The following is a 17,887-nucleotide window of genomic DNA, read 5'->3' on the forward strand; positions in this document are numbered from 1 at the left end:
ACAGCCGTTTTCGGGGGGCGCCCGGAGGAGTGGGAGAGGCAATGTTCAATGCCACGATGAAGCACAAGCTGGACGCCGGCGGGGTCGTGTTCGGCAGCTTCTTCAAGTTCGACTCGGCCCCGATGGCCGAGCTGTTCGGCCTGTCCGGCTTCGATTTCCTGATCATCGACGCCGAGCATAGCTGCTACACCCATGCCGGGATCGAGAACATCATCCGCACCTGCGAGCTGGTCGGGATGAGCAGCATCGTGCGCACGCCAGACGCGGCCGAGGCGAACATCCTCCATGTCCTCGACAGCGGCGCCAGCGGGATCCAGGTGCCTTCGCTCAGGAGCGCGGCCGAGGTGCGCGAGGCGATCGCCAAGGCGAAATACTGGCCGATCGGCGAGCGCGGATCGGCGCGGGGCTGCCGCGCGGCGGCCTATGGATTCTCGGGCGCCGACTATGAGCAGCGGGCCAATCGCGACACGCTGGTCTCGGTCCATGTCGAGAACAAGGAGATGGTCGAGGATATCGAGGCCTTGTGCGCGGTCGAGCATCTCGACGTGCTGTTCATCGGCCCCGGCGACCTCAGCCAGTCGCTCGGCCATCCGGGCAATGCAGGGCATCCCGACGTCGTCGCAGCGATCGACCGAGTGATCGAAGTCGCCGCCGGGCGCAAGCATATCGGCACCGTCGTCAGCAATGCCGAGCAGTTGAAGACCTATGTCGAGCGCGGCGTCAAATATATTGCCTGGCAGTCGGACCTCGTCATGGTGCGCAACATGCTCAAGGCGGCCGCCGCCAATTTCACGCCCTATCGCGCGGCCTGACGGAACAGAGGGAGACAGGCGATGAAACGACCGGCCGGCGGACGGGGCAAGGAACTGGCGGCTGTCGCGCCGCTGCTCGACGAGATCACCGAGGAGATCCTCTACGGCAAGGTGTGGGAGCGGCCCGAGCTGTCGCCGCGCGACCGCAGCCTGATCACCATCACCTGTCTGATCGCGCTCAACCGCGACCAGGCCCAGGGCCATATGGAATATGGCATCGAGAACGGCCTGACGGTCGAGGAGATCGGCGAGGCGATCGCCCATATCGCCTTCTATGCCGGCTGGCCGGTGGCGGTCAGCGCCGCACGCAGGCTGAAGACCATCGTCGACGCTAAGGGCGCCGAAGACCCCAGCAAATAGCCGCCGGGCCGCGCGAGCCCCGGGGAGGAGAGGACATATCATGGCAATATCCGATGCGCCGGCCGGAAGATCGGGTCCGATCGACGTCGAGACCTTCCTGGACGGGGTGAAATTCTCGCCTTTCCACATGCGGGTGATGCTGATCGGCGCGCTCGCCATGCTGGTCGACGGCTTCGATCTGGGCGTGCTGAGCTGGGTGCTGCCGAAGATCTCCGACGACTTCGGCGTGACCCGCACCTCGCTGACCTGGGTGTTGTCGACCCAGCAGGCGGGGATGGTGCTCGGCGCCTATCTGATCGCCCCTATCGCCGACCAGATCGGCCGCAAGCGGCTGCTGATGCTGTGCCTGCTCGCGGTCTCGGTCAGCTGCTTCGTGACGATCTTCGTGAACAGCGTGCTGGCGCTCGCGCTCTGCCGTCTGGTCACGGGCATGTTCGCCAGCGCGGTGATCGCCAATATAGTTGCGCTCGCCTCCGAACTGGCTCCGGCGCGGCAGCGCTCGACGATGGTAACGATGGTGCTGGCAGGCTCGATGCCGGGCGCGATCCTCGGTTCGGCGATGCAGGCATTCCTGCTCAACCAGCATGGCTGGCATATCGCTTTCTACATCGGGACGGCCTTGCCGCTGCTGCTGCTGCCGGTGATGCTGTTCTTCCTGCCCGAAAGCCCCAAATTCCTCGCATATCGCGATCCCGCCGATCCGCGGCTGCTGCGGACGCTCCAGGCGCTTGCCCCCGGACAGGGCGCGATCGAGATCGCCCCGCCGGTGCATACGGGCAAGGCCGGCGGCGTGGCGCTGGTTCGCGAACTGTTCGCGCCCGGGCTTGCGCTGCCGACCATCCTGTTGTGGCTGGGCTTCATCAGCTCGTTCGGCTTCATCAGCGCGGCGCTGTGGAAGACCACGGTGTTCCACGACCTGATCGGGCTGCAGTGGCAGCAGGTCGGCATCACCACCGCGCTCGGCACCGCCTTCGGCGCGGTCGGCATGGTGACGATCGGGATCATGATCGACCGCTTCGGCTTCAAGGCGATCGTGCCGTCCTATTTCATCGTCGCGTCGATGGCGGCGGTCGGCATGGCGATCTTCGCGCCGGGCTGGGGCATGTATGTCGCGCTGGCGATCAACGCCACCGCGCAGCACGCCGCCCATGCCGGGCTCGCCTCGATCGCGTCGACGCTCTACCCGACCCGCAACCGCGCGACGGGGGTCGGCTGGGCCTATGGCGCGGGGCGGGCGGCGTCGATCGTCGGACCGATGTACGGAGCGCTGGCGCTCGAACATGAATGGGGGGCGCTCGGCTATTTCTTCCTGCTGGCGGCACCGCTGGCCTCGGCCGGGGTGGTCATCCTCATCCTGCTGACGGTCAAGCCGCTGGCGAAGGTCGGGCATGTGGCGGGGCATTGAGCCAACATATTCATCCCTCCCCTTCGGGGGGGCTGGGGGTGGGGCGTTCGCGTCCCACCGAGATAACCGTCAGGGGGAGGAGGGGCCCCACCCCCAACCCCGCCCCTGTGCAGGAGAGGGGCCATCTGTCGGTCGTCAGACCCGCTGGACGCCGGCCCGGCTATATTCCTCGGTAAACTCCTCGATCTCGACCTCTTCGCCCTTATAGGCGTTGAGCGAGTCCAGCAGCCGGCTGAGATAATTGCGCAGCGCATCCTGCTCTTCCGCGTCGAGCGGGGTCAGGATGTCGCGTTCCATCGCGCGCGAATCCTTCTGGCACTGGCGCAATATCTCCTCGCCCGCGGGGGTGAGGCGGAGTTCGAGAAGGCGCTTATTGGTCGAGCTGACCTGCCGGTCGATCAGTGCCTTGGTCTCGAGGATCGCGATCTGCTTGATCATCGTCTGGGGCTTGACGTCGTAGAGCCGCGCCAGCTCGGCCGAGGAGGTGCCCGGCTTGGACGAGAGGGTGATGAGGATGCGGAACTGGACCGCGGTTATGCCGAGCGGCTGGAACACCGATTCCAGCCGGACATAGGCCTTGTACTGGACCTGCTTGACGAGATGGAGGATCGATGGCGGTGTGCGATCCTTCTTCGGGCGGGCGGCTTTTTCCATGGCCCTTACTGTCCGATCGCAGACGGCATGTCCAGCGCCTCCAACCCCCGCAAATGGGGCACCCGCGGCACGGGCGCCCCCGGACCGAATGGCGCTATTTGCCCTTGAGACGGCGGGTCGCCAGCGCCGCGCCCTCGGCCATCGCCGACAGCTTGGCCCAGACGATCTCCTCATGCCCGACGCGCGACCCGATGCCGCAGTCGGTGCCGCCCTGGATATTCTCCATGCCGACGAGGCCGGCGAAGTTGCACAGGCGCTCGGCGACCAGTTCGGGATGCTCGACCAGGTCGGTCATGTGGCCGACGACGCCGGGCACCAGGATCTTGCCCTCGGGCAGCTTCACATCTTCCCAGATGCGCCATTCATGCGCGTGGCGGACGTTGCTCGCCTCGAAGCTGTAGGCCTGGGCGTTCACCTTCAGCAGCAGGTCGACAATGTGGCGGAAGTCGATGTCGTGGACGTGCGGCCGATGGCCGCTGCCCCAGCACATGTGGAAGCGGACCTGGTCCTCGGGGAGACCCTCCAGCGCATGGTTGATCACCTCGACCGCGAAATTGAGATAGTCGCGATACTGCTCGACCGACCAGTCCGGGTAGAACATCCAGCTCGTCGCGAACTCGGGCTCGTCGACCTGGACGATCAGCCCGGCGTCGGTGATCGCCTTATATTCGTTCCGCATCGCCGCGGCGACGGCCATCATATAGTCGCGTTCGTCGCGATAATGGGCGTTGCGCGCGCCGGCGCCCGCGCTGAGCGGGCCGAGGGCGGCGATGAATCCCTCGACCTGGTCTTCCTTGCCCTTCAGCGCGGTCTTGAGCGCGTCGATGTCGCCCTTGATCGCGTCGCCGCCGACATAGGTCAGCGGAGCGGTGCAGACGCGCTCGGTCGACGGGCGCTTGGGCGCTGCGCCCGGGGTCATGAAGCCGGGGCGGACCGGGCCGCCCGCGCCCGCGAACCACAGGCCGGATTCGTAGAAGCCGGGGAAGTCGCGGCGATCGCGCTCGCCGGGACCCGCGCGCTTCGCGGCCGCCGACGGATCGCGCGGCAGCGTCTCCCACCCGGTGACCCGGCTCTGGATATAGCTGGTATAGCTGCCCATGTTGGCGGCCTTCACATATTCGCCGTCGTTGATGACGGTGACGCCGCAGGCGATCTGCTTGTCGACCACCTCCTGCACCGCGAGCGGCAGGCGCGCTTCGATCGCCTCGCGGTTGTCGTCGGCCTTGGCGAGCAGCGCGTCGAGGTCGGCGGGGCGGGGCAGGTTGCCGCCATGGGTCGTCAGGATCTGGTCGGTGGAACGGCGCATCTCTGTCTCTCTCCCTTATGGTTCGGGCCGGGCGGTTCAGCGCCGGCGCGTGAATTTCTGGATCTGGTGGCCGGCATGCGCCTCGTCGACCCAGCCGGGCCGGAGCGCGAAGCTGAAGGTCACTTCGGCGACATAGACGTCGCCGCGGCTGTCGACGGTGATGGCATGCGGGGCGATGAAATTGCCGGGCGCGTGGCGGCGTTCGGACGAACCGCCCCAGCGATCGAGCACCCGGCCGTCACGGTCGAGCACGCTGACCCGGCCCGGCTTGTCGTCCAGCATCTCGCCATGGACGAAGCTCTTCTTGCCCTTGGGCCGCCACAGCTCGGCGACATAGACCAGCCCGTCGGCATCGATCGCGAGGTCGCAGGGGCGCTGGACGTCGGTCCACTGGTCGAGATAGTCGCCGTCGGGCGAGAAGATCTGGATGCGGTCATTCTCGCGGTCGCAGACGAGGACGCGGCCCTCGGCGTCGCAGCCGATGCCGTGCGGCAGATGGAACTCGCCCGGCCCGGTGCCGATCTCGCCCCAGCTCTGGATCAGCGTGCCGTCGGCGGAGAAGCGGTGCACCCGGCAATTGCCGTAGCCGTCGGCGACGTAGAGCTCGCCGTTCGGCGCGACCGCCAGGTTGGTGCAGCGGTTGAACGGCCCGCCCGGGTAGCGGATGCACTCGCAGGCATGGACCTCATAGGGTGGCGTGGGCGCATAGCCGGTATCCGACGCCTGCCCCGGCACGCCCATCGTCATGACCGGCTCGCCGTCGAGGGTGAACACGCGGATGCTGTGGTCGCCATTGTCGACGCAGTAGACGCGATCGTCGGGGCCGATCGTCAGCCCGTGCGCCATCGAGAAGATGTCGTCCCCCCAGTGGCGCAGATAGTTGCCGTCGCGATCATAGACGAGGATGCGGTGCGGATAACGGGTGAACAGATAGACCCGGTCCTGCGAATCGACCGCCACGCCGGTGACGTCGCGATGACTGATTCCCGCCGGAATCCGTTCCCAATCGGCATCGACGTCGAAATCGGGTGCGGAAATATGGGCGACCGGCGGCATCTTGCTCCCTTCCTCGTTCCTCCTCCCGGCGATGGCCGGCGGAGCGGGTGGCGATCCTGTACGAAATCGCGGAATCGAATTCTACTATAATGAATGGCATATGACAAAGATGATTGACAGCCTAGCTGACGTCCTGTTCAATCCGTACAGAAACTGCCGCAGCCAGGGGAGGAATTTTGGATGACGGGCGCGGACTCCCGGTCGGTCGACGTCGACTCCTTTCTCGATGGCCTCAAGTTCAACCGATTCCACCTGACGGTGCTGGTCCTCTGCACCCTGCTGACGGCTATCGACGGCTATGAACTCTATGTGGTCGGCTGGGTGCTGCCCAAGCTGGCCGAGGATTTCGGCGTGCCGCGCACCGCGATCACCTCGGCGATGATCGCCCAGCAGGTCGGCATGCTGCTCGGCGCCTTCGTCATCCCGCCGCTGGCCGACAAGCTCAGCCGCCCGAGGGTGCTGATGTTCTGCTATGCGGGGATGATGCTCAGCGCGCTGGCGATCGTGCATACCCATTCGCTGGTGCCCTTCGCCGCCTGGCGCTTCATCGCGGGGCTGTGCGGCACGGCGATGGTGCCGATCCTCGTCACGCTCGCCTCGGAAACCGCACCGCAGCGGCTGCGCTCGACGATGAGCACGATCACCGTGTCGGGGACGATGTTCGGCGCGCTGCTCGGGGCCGGGATGCAGGCCTTCGTGCTGGAACCCTTCGGCTGGCGCGGCGCCTTCTGGATCGCGGCGCTGATGCCGGCGATCATGCTGCCGCTGATCTGGTTCCTGCTGCCCGAATCGCTGCGTTCGCTCGCGGCGCGCGACCCGGACGATCCCCGCATCCAGGCGCTGGCCGATCGGATGCAGCCGGCCGGCGAACCGCCCGTCGCCGTCCATGCCGTCGCGCGCGAGAAGCGCGAGCGCAAGCGGGCGCTGATCTCCGACATCCTCGGACCCGGGCGGCTGCTCAAGACCCTCCTGATGTGGGCGGTCGCGATCTCCAGCTTCGTGTTCATCACGGCGGGCGTGTGGAAGACGACGATCTTCAAGGATGTCGTCGGGCTGAACTGGCAGCAGGTCGCCGCGATCAACGCGACCAACACGGTCGCCGGCGTCGCCGGCATGATGCTGATCGGCTATTGCATCGACCGGCTCGGCTTCAAGCTGGTCATGACCTGGACCTTCCTCCTCGCGGCGGCCGGCGCGGTGATGATCGGCGTGCTGGCCCCGACCGCGGGCATGTTCGTCGCGGTGTTCCTGATGGCGATCTTCCAGCATGGCGGACAGGCGGGGATCGCGGCGATGGCTGCCGCGCTCTACCCGCCCAGCCACCGCGCGACCGGCGTGGGCTGGGCCTATGGCGCCGGCCGCATCGCATCGATCTTCGCGCCGCTGTTCGGCAATTTCGTGCTGGGGGAGGGCTATGGCCCGGTCGGCATCTTCGCGCTGCTGGCGGTACCGCTGGCCTCGGCTGGCATATTCTCCTTCTGGCTGATGAGCCTGCCCGACGCTCCGAAGATCACCCGCGCCAACCTGAAGCACTGACGCCGTGGCCATCGGCGAGGCAGCGGAGGGGCAGGCCCCGGTGGTCGACGGCCACGCCCATGTCTTCACACGGGCGATGCCGTTCGCGGCGGACGCCCATTCGCGGCCCGATTACGACTATGCGGTCGAGGACTGGCTCGCCGACATGACGCGCCACGGCCTGCGGTACGGCGTGATCGCCGCGGCCAGCCTCTATGGCGATCATAATGACTATACATTAGCGGCGCTGGCCGCGCATTCCGGCCAGCTGCGCGGCACGATCATCCTGCGGCCCGACGTCGACCCTCGAAGGTTGCGCGATCTCGCGGCGAAGGGGGTGGTCGGGGTGCGGCTGACCTGGCGGCGGCTGGCCGAGTTGCCCGACCTCGGCGCCGATCCCTGGCGGTCGCACCTGCGCGCACTCGCCGATGCGGGCCTCCATGTCGAGCTGCTGGCGGGCGGCGACAGCCTGCCGGTGCTGCTGCCCGCGCTGGCGCAGACGGGGGTTCGGGTCGTCGTAGACCATTTCGGGGTGCCGAGCCGCGACAAGGGTGCCTGGGGCGGCGGGATCGATGCGATGCTCCGGGCTGCCGAGCGCGGCGACACATGGATCAAGATCTCGGCCGGGTTCCGCATGGCCTATGAGACGGCCGAGGCGTGCACCGCGCGGCTGCTTGCGGAGGCCGGGCCCGGACGGCTGATCTGGGGCAGCGACGCACCGTTCGTGAACCATGAGCACAGCGTCGACTATGCCGCCGCGCTGGATCTCTACCGCCGCCTGGTTCCCGACGCGGCCACGCGCCGGGCGATCGACGAGAGCGCGCTCGCGCTGTACTTTCAATAACGGAGCCGAAGTGATGAACCGCAGGGAAAGGGCGATCGCCACCGCCGAGCTGGAAATGGGGCTCGCCGATTTCTGGCATGACGTCGACACCAACTGGGGACGACAGGCCGGCGACTATTATGCGCCGGAAGGAGTCTACAAATCGGGCAAGCTGCTGCTCGAGGGCCGCGAGGCGATCGAGGGCTTCTACAGCTGGCGCGAGGGGCGCGGCGCCCGGGTCGCGGTCCACGGCTTCACCAATTTCCGCGCGGAGTTCGACGGGGCCGGCGGTGCCACCGCCCACTGGTACATGCTGCTGTGGGGCGCCGACGGCGAGGCGCCGCTCGAAAGCACCGCGCCGACGCGCATCAGCCGCGCGACCGAGACCTTCCGCTGGGACGAGGCAGCCGGCCGCTGGCTCTGCACCCGGCGCGAACTGGAGAACCTGTTCAAGGGCGGCCAGCAGCTCAACTTCAGCTGACGATCGAAGGGGTCGGGAGAGGGGAGCACATGGCGGGGGGCACCATGTGTCGCCCGGAGATAGGGGGGTGGGCCTTTCTCCCCTCTCCCTTTTCCACCCCTCCAGGGGAGAGGGGAGGAAAGGCGTCAGCCCTGGAAGGGCAAGCTCAGTGCCTCTGCGACGGCCTGATGGCGGATCGCACCACCCGAGACGTTCAGGCCGGCGGCCAGGTGCGGATCGGCCGCCATCGCGGCTTCCGCGCCGAGATTCGCAAGCTTCTGAACGAAGGGTAGCGTCGCGTTGTTGAGCGCGAAGGCGGATGTGCGCGCTACTGCACCGGGCATGTTCGCGACGCAATAGTGGATCACGCCGTCGACTTCGAAAACCGGATCGTCGTGGGTGGTGGCATGGCTGGTTTCGAAACAGCCGCCCTGGTCGATCGCGATGTCGACGAGGACCGAGCCGCGCTTCATCGTCTTCAGCATATCGCGGGTGACCAGCTTCGGTGCGGCCGCGCCCGGAACCAGCACCGCGCCGATCACGAGATGGGCCTTGGCGACGGCCGCGGCGATCGCCGCCCGCGAGGCATAGGCGGTCTTGATCTGGCTGCCGAAATGCATGTCGAGTTCGGCGAGGCGATCGTTGTTGATGTCGTAGATGGTGACGTCGGCGCGCTGGCCGACCGCCATCTGGGCGGCGTTGATGCCGGCGACGCCGCCGCCGAGGATCGCGACCCGCGCGGGCGCCACGCCCGGCACGCCGCCCAGCAGCACGCCGCGGCCACCCTGTTCCTTCTCGAGATAATGGGCGCCGACCTGGATCGACATGCGGCCCGCAACTTCGGACATCGGCTTGAGCAGCGGCAGCGCGCCCGAGCGCGAGGTGACCGTCTCATAGGCGATGCAGGTCGCGCCCGACGCCATCAGTCCTTCGGCCTGCGGCTTGTCGGCGGCGAGGTGGAGATAGGTGAACAGCGTGTGGCGCGGTTCGAGCAGCGCGATCTCCGACGGCTGCGGTTCCTTGACCTTGACGATCATGTCGGCGCCCGCGAACACCGCCGCCGCATCGGCGACGATCGATGCGCCGACCTGCGCGTAATCCTGGTCCTCGAAGTCGATGCCGAGACCCGCGCGGGTCTCCACGATCACCTCGTGCCCGGCGGCGACCAACTCGGCCACCGAAGCGGGGGTTAGGCCGACCCGATATTCGTGGTTCTTGATTTCCTTGGGAACGCCGATCCGCATTGTCTTTCTCCCCTTGTACCGATGATCCAGCATAACGCGCCGTCGGCGGGAAAAGATCGTGAAGTGGTGGCGTAACGAACCAAATCCGCCGAGTGAATTGCGCGAATGCCGTCACTCGTGCGAAAATCTCCCGCATGGATCGGATCGACAGCAAAATCCTCGCCGAACTCGCCAAGGACGCGAGTCTCACCAGCGAACAACTCGGCACCCGGATCGGCCTGTCGCCATCGGCGGCGCATCGGCGGGTACGGGGTCTCGAGCAGGCGGGGGCGATCCTCGGCTATGGCGCCCGGCTGTCGCGCGAGGCGCGTGGCAATCCATCGACCATCTATGTCCAGGTAACCCTGTCCGACCAGCGGCAGGCGACGATGATGGCGTTCGAACAGGCGCTGGAACGGACCATCCAGGTCAGCGAGGCCTATCTGCTCAGCGGCGAATCGGATTATCTGATCAAGGTCGAAATTCCCGACCACGACAGCTACGAACGGGTGCATCGCGACATATTGTCGGCGCTGCCCGGCGTGCAGCGGCTGGTGAGCCAGGTCACCCTGCGCACGGTGATCGCCAAGGAATAGGGGCACCAACGGATCTCCGGGCGGACGGATAGCCGGACGGGGACGGCGCGCGGCGGCGTGGCTTGTTGCGGGGGCAGGGAACAAATGCTAGTTGCCCGCCGCTATGCGCCTGACCGGGGGAGGGAGGGCGCGGAATTGGGCGTGTTTCAAACATGAAGTCCATCCTCGCATGAGCAGCGACGCCGCAGTGGGCGCCGAACAGGCCGGATCGTCCCCGATCCACGCCGGGCATGCCCATGGCAGTCTCGGCGCGATGGTCGTCGGCGCGATCGGCGTGGTCTTCGGCGATATCGGCACCAGCCCGCTTTACGCCTTCCGCGAGACCTTCGCCGGCCATCACCCGCTGCCCCCCGACGAACTCCACATCCTCGGCGTTCTCAGTCTGATCTTCTGGTCGATGATGCTCGTGGTGACGTTCAAATATGTCGCGATCATCATGCGCGCCGACAACAAGGGCGAAGGCGGCAGTCTGGCGCTGCTCGCGCTGATCAACCGCAAGTCGGAGGGCAAGCGCTGGAGCAAGGGCATCATCCTGCTCGGCGTCTTTGCGACCGCGCTGTTCTACGGCGACAGCATGATCACCCCGGCGATCTCGGTGCTGTCGGCGGTCGAGGGCCTGACCACCGTCGAGGCCGGCTTCGCGCCGATGGTGCTGCCGATCGCGGTGGGCATCCTGATCGGCCTGTTCATGATCCAGTCGCGCGGGACCGCGAAGGTGGGGATGCTGTTCGGCCCGATCATGCTGATCTACTTCACCACGCTCGGCGTACTCGGGACCTGGCATATCCTCGGCAACCCGCACGTCCTGATCGCGCTCAACCCCTGGTATGCGATCCGCTTCTTCATGGAGGAGGGCACGCTCGCCTTCCTCGCCATGGGATCGGTCGTCCTCGCGGTGACGGGCGCCGAGGCGCTCTATGCCGACATGGGCCATTTCGGCCGCCGCCCGATCGGGCTCAGCTGGCTGACCTTCGTGGTACCGGCTCTGATGCTCAACTATCTGGGGCAGGGGGCGATGATCCTGTCGCAGGACATGGCGACCGCGCTCAGGACGATCCACAATCCCTTCTTCCTGCTGGCGCCCGAAATGCTGCGCCTGCCGCTCGTCATCCTCGCGACGATGGCGACGGTGATCGCCAGCCAGGCGGTGATCACGGGCGCCTTCTCGGTCACCCAGCAGGCGATCCAGCTCGGCTTCATCCCGCGCCTGCGCATCACCCACACCAGCGCCGGATCGATCGGCCAGATCTATATTCCGGCGATCAACTGGGGCCTGATGGTGATGGTGATCCTGCTGGTCATCTCCTTCCGCACCTCGTCCAATCTCGCCGCCGCCTATGGCATCGCGGTGACCGGGGCGATGGCGATCGACACCTGCCTGATCGCGGTGGTGCTGGTCCATCTGTGGGGCTGGAACAAGTGGCTGGCGGCGCCGCTGATCGCGGTGTTCGCGGCGGTCGACCTCGCCTATTTCGGTGCCAACCTGACCAAGGTGCCCGACGGCGGCTGGTTCCCGCTGCTGATCGGGTTCATCGCCTTCACCCTCCTCACCACCTGGGCGCGGGGACGGCTGCTGATGATCAACCGGCTGCGCGAGGCGGCGATGCCGGTGAAGGTGTTCGTCCAGTCGGCGGTCAATTCGGCGGTGCGGGTGCCCGGCACCGCGGTGTTCATGACATCGCAGGCGCAGGGCGTGCCGCACGCGCTGCTCCACAACCTCAAGCACAACAAGGTGCTGCACGAACGCGTCATCCTGCTGACGGTGAAGATCGCCGACGCGCCCTATGTGGCCGGCGGCCAGCGTGTCGATTTCGCCGATCTCGGCCAGGGCTTCTACCGGATCGTGATCAACTACGGCTTCATGGAGGATCCCGACGTGCCGGCGGTGCTGGCGCAGACGCGGACATGCGGGCCCGATTTCAAGATGATGGACACCAGCTTCTTCCTCGCGCGGCAGACGCTGCTGCCGTCCGACCGGCCCGGCATGGCGATCTGGCGCGAGAAGCTGTTCTCCTGGATGCTGCGCAACGCCGAAAGCGCGATGGAGTTCTTCAAGCTGCCGACCAACCGCGTGGTCGAACTGGGTAGCCAGGTCGAGATCTGAGGGCTTTTGTCCGGCCCTCTCCGGCGAAGGCGGGGAGGGGGTGACCGTTTCCGAGGCGATGTCACGCGCTATAAGGAGCGATGCCCGCTCCCCCCGCCTCCGCACCCCAGGCCCCCATCATCGTCACCGCCACGATCGGCCCCGCGGACCTCGCCTGGGCGGACGGGCTGCGCCGCGCGCATTTCCCGCCCGAGCGAAACCGGCTCCCGGCGCATCTGACCCTGTTCCATCATCTGCCGCCGTCGCTGCTCGGCGAGGTCAAGCGGCTGCTGTCGGGGGAGGCGCGGACGGCCACCCAGCCGGCGGCGCGGGTCGCGCGGCTGATATCGCTCGGCCGGGGCGTGGCGCTGGCCGTGGACAGTCCGGGACTGATCGCGATCCGCGCGCGGCTGGCCGAGGCGTTGCACGGCGCGCTGACCCCGCAGGACGAGGCCGGCTGGCGCCCGCATATCACCATCCAGAACAAGGTCAGCCCGACCGAGGCGCGGGCGTTGCTGCAGGCGCTGCGCCAGGATTTCGCGCCACGCCCGATCGCTATCACGGGCCTCGCTTTGCACTGGTATCGCGGGGGGCCGTGGGAGCCGATCGCCGGCTATGGCTTCAGTCGATCTGGCCTATTCCGTCGCAGCTGAGGTCGAACGCGGTCAGCCCGGCATCCAGATAGCCGGCCAGCATCGGCATATCGAGCAGCTGCTCGATGATCGTCTCCGGATCGTCCTCGCTCGCGGCCTCGAGCGCCTCGTCCCACTCGCTGGCGTCATAGGTACCGCGACCGACCAGCGCGAGGGCCAGGACATCGGCGATCTCGTCCTCGGCGAGATCCTCCAGCAGCGTACGGACCTCGTCCTCGATCGCCTCGTTGGCCTCATCCTCCAGGACGGCCATCGGGTCGTCGCTGTCGGTGGGGTCCTCCTCGTCGTCCGTCTCGATCGCGGGGACCTGCGCCTCCAGCTCGCGCGCGCGCACGATCAGCCGACATACCATATCCAGCGAAACCGTCAGTTCCATTGTCCCATCCTCGTCCCCGGCAGTCCGGCCGGGATTTTCAACGTGGACGCGATGCTAGGGTTCCCGACCCGTCCGCATCAGGCGGGAAGAAGGGACTTCAGCGGGATCTCCGGATTGGCGAGCCCGGCCTTGTCGGGGGAAATACCGCCTGTCACGAGCGCCTTGCCCTGGACATAGTCCTTCACCGCGTTGACGCAGTCGAGGGCCAGTACCCGGCCGTCTTTCAGATAGATGACCGAGAAGCTGCGCGCCGCCGGATCGCCGCGGACGATCGTCTCGTCATAGCCGATCGACAGGCCCATCGTCTGGAGCCGCAGGTCATATTGGTTCGACCAGAACCAGGGCACCGCATGATAGACGTCGGTCCCGCCCAGGATGTGCTTGGCGGCAGTGGTCGCTTGGTCGTTGGCGTTCTGCACCGATTCGAGACGGATGCGCGCGCCGCCCGCGAAGGCGTTGGCGTGCATCGCGCAGTCGCCGATCGCATAGATGTCGGGCAGGCTGGTGCGGCAATATTCGTCGACGTCGACGCCGTTGCCGCCGGCGGCACCGGCCGCGATCAGCGGCTCGACCGCGGGGACGATGCCGATACCGACGATCACCATGTCGGCCGGGATCACGCTGCCGTCGTGCATCTGGACGCCGGTGACGCGGTCCTGCTCGTCGCCGAGGATACAGTCGACCTTGGCGCCAAGCTGCACGTCGACGCCATGGGCGCGGTGCTCGGCCTCGTAGAAGCGCGACAGCGCCTCGCCGGCGACGCGGGCGAGGACGCGGTCGAGCGCCTCGAGCACGGTCACCTTCTTGCCGAACTTGGAGAGGACGGCGGCGGCCTCGAGGCCGATATAGCCGCCGCCGATCACGACGACGTTGGTGGTGCGGTCGAGCTCGCCAAGCATGCGATCGGCGTCCTCGCGGGTGCGGACGCCGTGGACGCCGGCGAGATGGTGGCCCGAGCAGGTGAGCCGCCGCGGCGCACCGCCGGTCGCCCAGACCATCTTGCCATAGCCGATGGTCGACCCGTCGGTGAGGGTGACCTGGTGCGCGGCCGGATCGACCGACGCCACCCGCTTGCCGAGCAGCATGTCGACGCCGCGTTCGGCCCAGAAGGTGGCCGGACGGATCAGGATCCGGTCGAACGTCTTCTCGCCCGAGAAATATTCCTTCGAAAGCGGCGGGCGCTCATAGGGGAGATCGGGCTCGTCGCCGACGATCGCGATCGTGCCCTCGAACTTGTTCTGCCGAAGCGCCACCGCAGCCTGCGCGCCACCATGGCCGGCACCCACGATCAGAACGTCATATTGCGCCAATTCCGAATCTCCCAGGCTTGCTTCGTTCCACGCGCTCTCTATCGCGCGACGCGGCAATGTCCAGTTGACCGCGTTCACCACCCCGCTTATAGGCCCGCTCCACCGCATTCGCGGACGCTTTGGGGCGGAGTAGCTCAGCTGGTTAGAGCAGCGGAATCATAATCCGCGTGTCGGGGGTTCAAGTCCCTCCTCCGCTACCATCGCAAACCTCAAAGAAACCTCGCATTTCCGCCGCTTTTGCGGCCTTCGAGATGGCGATTTTTCTCACTCCCAAATCGTACTGATTGGTCACATTTAGGCCCATTTGGACCCATTTGGACCCCTCTTGTGAACGAGTTTGTGAACTGGTTTCGTCGTCTCTCAATGCCGAGATTCGCATGAGAAGACACGACTTCACCCCCGCAACGCTTGACGCAATGGCATTTGGCCGACGACCCGACCCAGCGGTGGTCGGCTTGACATTTGTGAACGCGCCAAGCGGCCGAAAGAGCTGGAGCTTCAGGCGGCGACTGCCTGGATCCAAGAAAATTCTCTCCCTGACACGCGATTATCCCGCGGTTTCGCTTGCCGAAGCGCGCGAGTGGGCAACAACGCTCAACGAGAAGATCGAGCGCGGGATCGACCCCCGCGAGGAGGCGCGTGCCGAGCAGGCCCATCTCGGAATGACGCTGAGCGCAGCCCACAAGCTCTACATGGCCGTCCTCACGCGCGGGGATCGCAAGAAGCTTAAGCCGCGCACGCTCTCGGACAAACAGCTCATCTTCGACCGGGACATCAAGCCGAGACTGGGTACTCAGCTAATATACGATCTTACCGACGATCAATGCTGGGAGGCGGTATACGACAAGGCGAAGGCCTCGAAGGATCGCGCGAACAAGATGGCGAGCGAGCTCAACTGTTTTCTGCGCTGGTGCAGCGGCCGCGAAGGGCGGATGGCCGGCATCGAACCATTGACGCACCCGGCACCAACGCTGACATCGACCTGGTTCTCCACCGGCCCCAAAGCCAATCAGCGGTTTCCTTCGGACCAGGAGATCAAGTGGCTGCTGCAAGCGCTAGTCGGGGAAGCCCTCCAATATCGTCGGGGCTTTCTGCTATTGTTGCTCACAGCCGGTCGGCGCACCGAGGTTCACTGCGCACCATCGTCGGAGTTTGTCGATGGCGTCTGAACCTTGCCTTCCGACCGATCCAAAAATGGGGACGTCAACGTCATTGCGTTGGGGCCGTGGGGGTGGAGCCTGACCCACACCAACCACGAATGGCTTTTCCCCTCACCACGTCTGGATGGTCCGCAACGTGGCGGATGGTTCCAGGCTCGCGATCGGATCCACGCCGCAATGGAGAAGCTGGCGGGTGCCGAAATCCCCTCGTGGCATTTCCATGACCTGCGACGGACCTTTCGGTCGAATGCGCGGCGCGTCGGCATCGATCGGGATATCGCCGAACTGATGCTCAATCACAGGCGGCACGGTATGGAAGGCATCTACGACAAGAACCAGCAGCTTGAACTTCGGGCGGCCGGCTTCGCTGCCTGGGAAAGGCACATTGTTGGGCTCGTCGTTGAGCTAAAACTGGTAGAGGAACTCAGCGTTCCTCCGGATGCAATCTCTTAGAATAGCAGCTAAAGCTGAGCTCGCTTTACCACAGCGCCCGGCTTTCGAACCAACGTTCCACGTCGGCGAGCTTGAAACGAGGACATGGTTTGCTGCCACTGGCGGCGAGGTCATATTCGCGCGGAAAGCCGCTTGAACGTTGTTTGCGTAAGCGATCGATCTGACAGCGCGAAAGACCAGCCATGCTTGCAAACTCGTTGACCGTGATCATGTGGCTCGATGGTGTATCTTTGTTCAACATATGCGGTTCCCATGGGCGCCGCATTGTGAGCCGAGCAATCTTCGAAACAAAGCGCCTCGCGAGGGTCACCGGCTGCCTTTCCGGGCCATGGTTTCGATTTTCCGCCAATCATGCGGGGACCTTTTAACTTCGACGCGTATCGAGAGTTCGAATCCCTCCCGCTCTTTCCGCAACGCATATACTTGTTCAGTAGTGTGCCGGCGTAACGCGTGCCCCCAAATTGCTATTGGCGGCACACTAAAGGGCCTTTTCCGAAATTAGCTCCGGGTCGAGAAGGGTTCCGGTCCATGAAGCGGAGAAAGCCCTTGGCACCTAAGCACAGTTTGCAGCTGCCCTCGGTGGCTGGCGTGACCCTAGAACCATTGACGGTTAGGGTTGCTGTTGCCTCTGAGCTAACGGGTCTCAGCGAGGCACACATCCGAACATTGATAAAAACCGGCGACCTCAAGGCTGTGAATATCGGGAGAACGTCTCTCGTGATCTACCAAAGTCTAAAGGCGTTGGTGTGGCAACGGGGCAGGGGCAGCCTCGTCCAGTGACGCTGAGCATCATATCGAATGTCGACATGCTGTTCGCTCGCCGTCTCTGATCAGGGGATTGACGAGCAGTCGCTGCGCGCTCGCGCTGCATTAGTTATGCGTGAACGAGCCTGTGAACCCGTACGGGATGCCGCACATCAGCACCCGCAGAAACGCGAAGCCGCCACCGCGCTGTCTGCGGATCGCGGCTCCGCGTTTACCCCTGGTTATGCGTTGAGAGTGGTGCGCGATGAGCAGGGTGGGTCGACACCCGGGCGACTGCTATATTGCATAGCCAATATAGCGCAGGCAATAAGCTGAAGCTGATGGAATAGCATCAGCGGAAGAATGATCAGGCCGAGCTGCGGGCTGGCGAACAGGACGCTGGCCATGAGCAGGCCGCTGGCGAGCGATTTTTTTGAACCGCAGAATTGAAGAACGATTTCGTCCTCTATCGTCATTCTCATCGAGCTGGTCGATCTCGCGACGGCGAATGTCGATATCGCGATCCGGTACGGCGCCGGTCCCTATCCGGGTTTGAAAGTCCAGCTGATGTTCGCCGATCGCTTTGCGCCGGTCGCCAATCCGATGTTAAGATAGTGGAGGGCGTCGATCTCGCCGGATGGCCGCTGATTGAGTTTGAATGGTGCCGCAAACGTCCTGAAAATCCGACCTGGGCGCGCTGGTGCGCTGCTGCGGACATAGCTGAGCCGAAGAGCGCCCGGCTTTGCGCTTCTCCGACGAGAGCGATGCAATCCAGGCAGCCGTTCCCGGGCAGGGGGTTGCGCTGGTGTCGTTGGCGCTGGCGAGGGACGAAGCTGAAAGCGGGGCAACTGGTGCAGCTATCCGGTCCGGTCATTTATGGCTTCCGTCATCATATTCT

General features: G+C 65.5%; 19 protein-coding genes and 1 tRNA gene. 12 read left to right on the top strand and 8 right to left on the bottom strand.

The window, feature by feature from the left end; genetic code table 11:
* Window positions 1-41: 41 nt before the first annotated feature.
* Genes ASE22_RS13910 through ASE22_RS13920 form a run of 3 tightly spaced genes read left to right on the top strand, consistent with a single transcriptional unit; the run spans window position 42 to window position 2,577 of the window.
* Window positions 42-812 carry an HpcH/HpaI aldolase family protein gene (locus ASE22_RS13910; RefSeq protein WP_056360390.1) on the top strand — a complete coding sequence of 257 codons (771 nt, stop codon included), beginning with the start codon at window positions 42-44 and terminating at the stop codon, window positions 810-812.
* A gap of 21 nt (window positions 813-833) precedes the next feature.
* The gene (locus ASE22_RS13915) at window positions 834-1,172 is read left to right on the top strand and encodes a carboxymuconolactone decarboxylase family protein (RefSeq protein ID WP_056360393.1); all 339 of its coding nucleotides are present in this window, start codon (window positions 834-836) and stop codon (window positions 1,170-1,172) included.
* A gap of 40 nt (window positions 1,173-1,212) precedes the next feature.
* On the top strand, window positions 1,213-2,577 hold the full coding sequence (locus ASE22_RS13920; protein WP_056360396.1) for an MFS transporter: 1,365 nt from the start codon (window positions 1,213-1,215) through the stop codon (window positions 2,575-2,577).
* Window positions 2,578-2,712: 135 nt separating this feature from the next.
* On the opposite strand, the gene ASE22_RS13925 is transcribed toward ASE22_RS13920, so the two are convergent.
* The 3 genes from ASE22_RS13925 to ASE22_RS13935 all read right to left on the bottom strand — a co-directional run bounded on the left by ASE22_RS13925 (window position 2,713) and on the right by ASE22_RS13935 (window position 5,593).
* Complete coding sequence (locus ASE22_RS13925) at window positions 2,713-3,231, bottom strand: MarR family winged helix-turn-helix transcriptional regulator (protein ID WP_056360398.1); 519 nt, start codon at window positions 3,229-3,231, stop codon at window positions 2,713-2,715.
* Between the two features lie 94 nt (window positions 3,232-3,325).
* Window positions 3,326-4,537, bottom strand: a complete 1,212-nt coding sequence (locus ASE22_RS13930; protein WP_056360401.1) for a hypothetical protein — start codon at window positions 4,535-4,537, stop codon at window positions 3,326-3,328.
* A gap of 36 nt (window positions 4,538-4,573) precedes the next feature.
* Entirely contained in the window at window positions 4,574-5,593 is a 1,020-nt protein-coding gene (locus ASE22_RS13935) for a peptidyl-alpha-hydroxyglycine alpha-amidating lyase family protein (RefSeq protein WP_056360404.1), read from the bottom strand.
* A 180-nt stretch (window positions 5,594-5,773) separates the two neighbouring features.
* Between ASE22_RS13935 and ASE22_RS13940 the strand changes: the two genes are divergently transcribed.
* The 3 genes from ASE22_RS13940 to ASE22_RS13950 are packed head-to-tail and all read left to right on the top strand — an operon-like array spanning window position 5,774 to window position 8,412.
* Window positions 5,774-7,129: an MFS transporter gene (locus ASE22_RS13940; protein WP_056360407.1), complete on the top strand. Its 1,356-nt coding sequence runs from the start codon at window positions 5,774-5,776 to the stop codon at window positions 7,127-7,129.
* 4 nt (window positions 7,130-7,133) lie between these two features.
* Window positions 7,134-7,952, top strand: a complete 819-nt coding sequence (locus ASE22_RS13945; RefSeq protein ID WP_056360410.1) for an amidohydrolase family protein — start codon at window positions 7,134-7,136, stop codon at window positions 7,950-7,952.
* Between the two features lie 13 nt (window positions 7,953-7,965).
* On the top strand, window positions 7,966-8,412 hold the full coding sequence (locus ASE22_RS13950; RefSeq protein ID WP_056360413.1) for a hypothetical protein: 447 nt from the start codon (window positions 7,966-7,968) through the stop codon (window positions 8,410-8,412).
* A 125-nt stretch (window positions 8,413-8,537) separates the two neighbouring features.
* Here the strand turns inward: ASE22_RS13950 and ald are convergent, their stop codons facing one another.
* A complete protein-coding gene (ald, locus tag ASE22_RS13955; RefSeq protein ID WP_056360416.1) occupies window positions 8,538-9,635 on the bottom strand; it encodes an alanine dehydrogenase in 1,098 nt (365 codons plus the stop codon).
* 134 nt (window positions 9,636-9,769) lie between these two features.
* On the opposite strand from ald, the gene ASE22_RS13960 reads away from it, so the two are divergent.
* The 3 genes from ASE22_RS13960 to ASE22_RS13970 all read left to right on the top strand — a co-directional run bounded on the left by ASE22_RS13960 (window position 9,770) and on the right by ASE22_RS13970 (window position 12,946).
* A complete protein-coding gene (locus tag ASE22_RS13960; protein WP_056360419.1) occupies window positions 9,770-10,210 on the top strand; it encodes an Lrp/AsnC family transcriptional regulator in 441 nt (146 codons plus the stop codon).
* A 169-nt stretch (window positions 10,211-10,379) separates the two neighbouring features.
* Entirely contained in the window at window positions 10,380-12,314 is a 1,935-nt protein-coding gene (locus ASE22_RS13965) for a potassium transporter Kup (protein WP_056360422.1), read from the top strand.
* Between the two features lie 80 nt (window positions 12,315-12,394).
* Window positions 12,395-12,946, top strand: coding sequence for a 2'-5' RNA ligase family protein (locus tag ASE22_RS13970; protein WP_056360425.1), 552 nt, complete (start codon window positions 12,395-12,397; stop codon window positions 12,944-12,946).
* On the opposite strand, the gene ASE22_RS13975 is transcribed toward ASE22_RS13970, so the two are convergent.
* On the bottom strand, window positions 12,915-13,322 hold the full coding sequence (locus ASE22_RS13975; protein WP_056360428.1) for a DUF3775 domain-containing protein: 408 nt from the start codon (window positions 13,320-13,322) through the stop codon (window positions 12,915-12,917). The genes ASE22_RS13970 and ASE22_RS13975 overlap by 32 nt on opposite strands.
* Before the next feature lie 77 nt (window positions 13,323-13,399).
* Window positions 13,400-14,632 (bottom strand): NAD(P)/FAD-dependent oxidoreductase, encoded by a 1,233-nt coding sequence (locus ASE22_RS13980; protein WP_056360431.1) that lies wholly within the window; start codon window positions 14,630-14,632, stop codon window positions 13,400-13,402.
* 123 nt (window positions 14,633-14,755) lie between these two features.
* Between ASE22_RS13980 and ASE22_RS13985 the strand changes: the two genes are divergently transcribed.
* The 3 genes from ASE22_RS13985 (at window position 14,756) to ASE22_RS27135 (ending at window position 16,245) form a co-directional block, all read left to right on the top strand.
* Window positions 14,756-14,832 (top strand) — tRNA-Met (locus tag ASE22_RS13985).
* 177 nt (window positions 14,833-15,009) lie between these two features.
* Window positions 15,010-15,801, top strand: coding sequence for an integrase arm-type DNA-binding domain-containing protein (locus ASE22_RS13990; RefSeq protein WP_056601498.1), 792 nt, complete (start codon window positions 15,010-15,012; stop codon window positions 15,799-15,801).
* A 48-nt stretch (window positions 15,802-15,849) separates the two neighbouring features.
* Window positions 15,850-16,245 (top strand): tyrosine-type recombinase/integrase, encoded by a 396-nt coding sequence (locus ASE22_RS27135; RefSeq protein WP_327196976.1) that lies wholly within the window; start codon window positions 15,850-15,852, stop codon window positions 16,243-16,245.
* Between the two features lie 25 nt (window positions 16,246-16,270).
* On the opposite strand, the gene ASE22_RS14000 is transcribed toward ASE22_RS27135, so the two are convergent.
* Both ASE22_RS14000 and ASE22_RS14005 read right to left on the bottom strand, forming a co-directional pair.
* Window positions 16,271-16,486 (bottom strand): hypothetical protein, encoded by a 216-nt coding sequence (locus tag ASE22_RS14000; protein ID WP_156397759.1) that lies wholly within the window; start codon window positions 16,484-16,486, stop codon window positions 16,271-16,273.
* Window positions 16,487-17,231: 745 nt separating this feature from the next.
* Complete coding sequence (locus tag ASE22_RS14005) at window positions 17,232-17,513, bottom strand: bile acid:sodium symporter (protein WP_268796345.1); 282 nt, start codon at window positions 17,511-17,513, stop codon at window positions 17,232-17,234.
* Window positions 17,514-17,887: the final 374 nt, after the last annotated feature.

Origin of the sequence: Sphingomonas sp. Root720 (assembly GCF_001428605.1) — a bacterium.
GTDB lineage: Bacteria > Pseudomonadota > Alphaproteobacteria > Sphingomonadales > Sphingomonadaceae > Rhizorhabdus.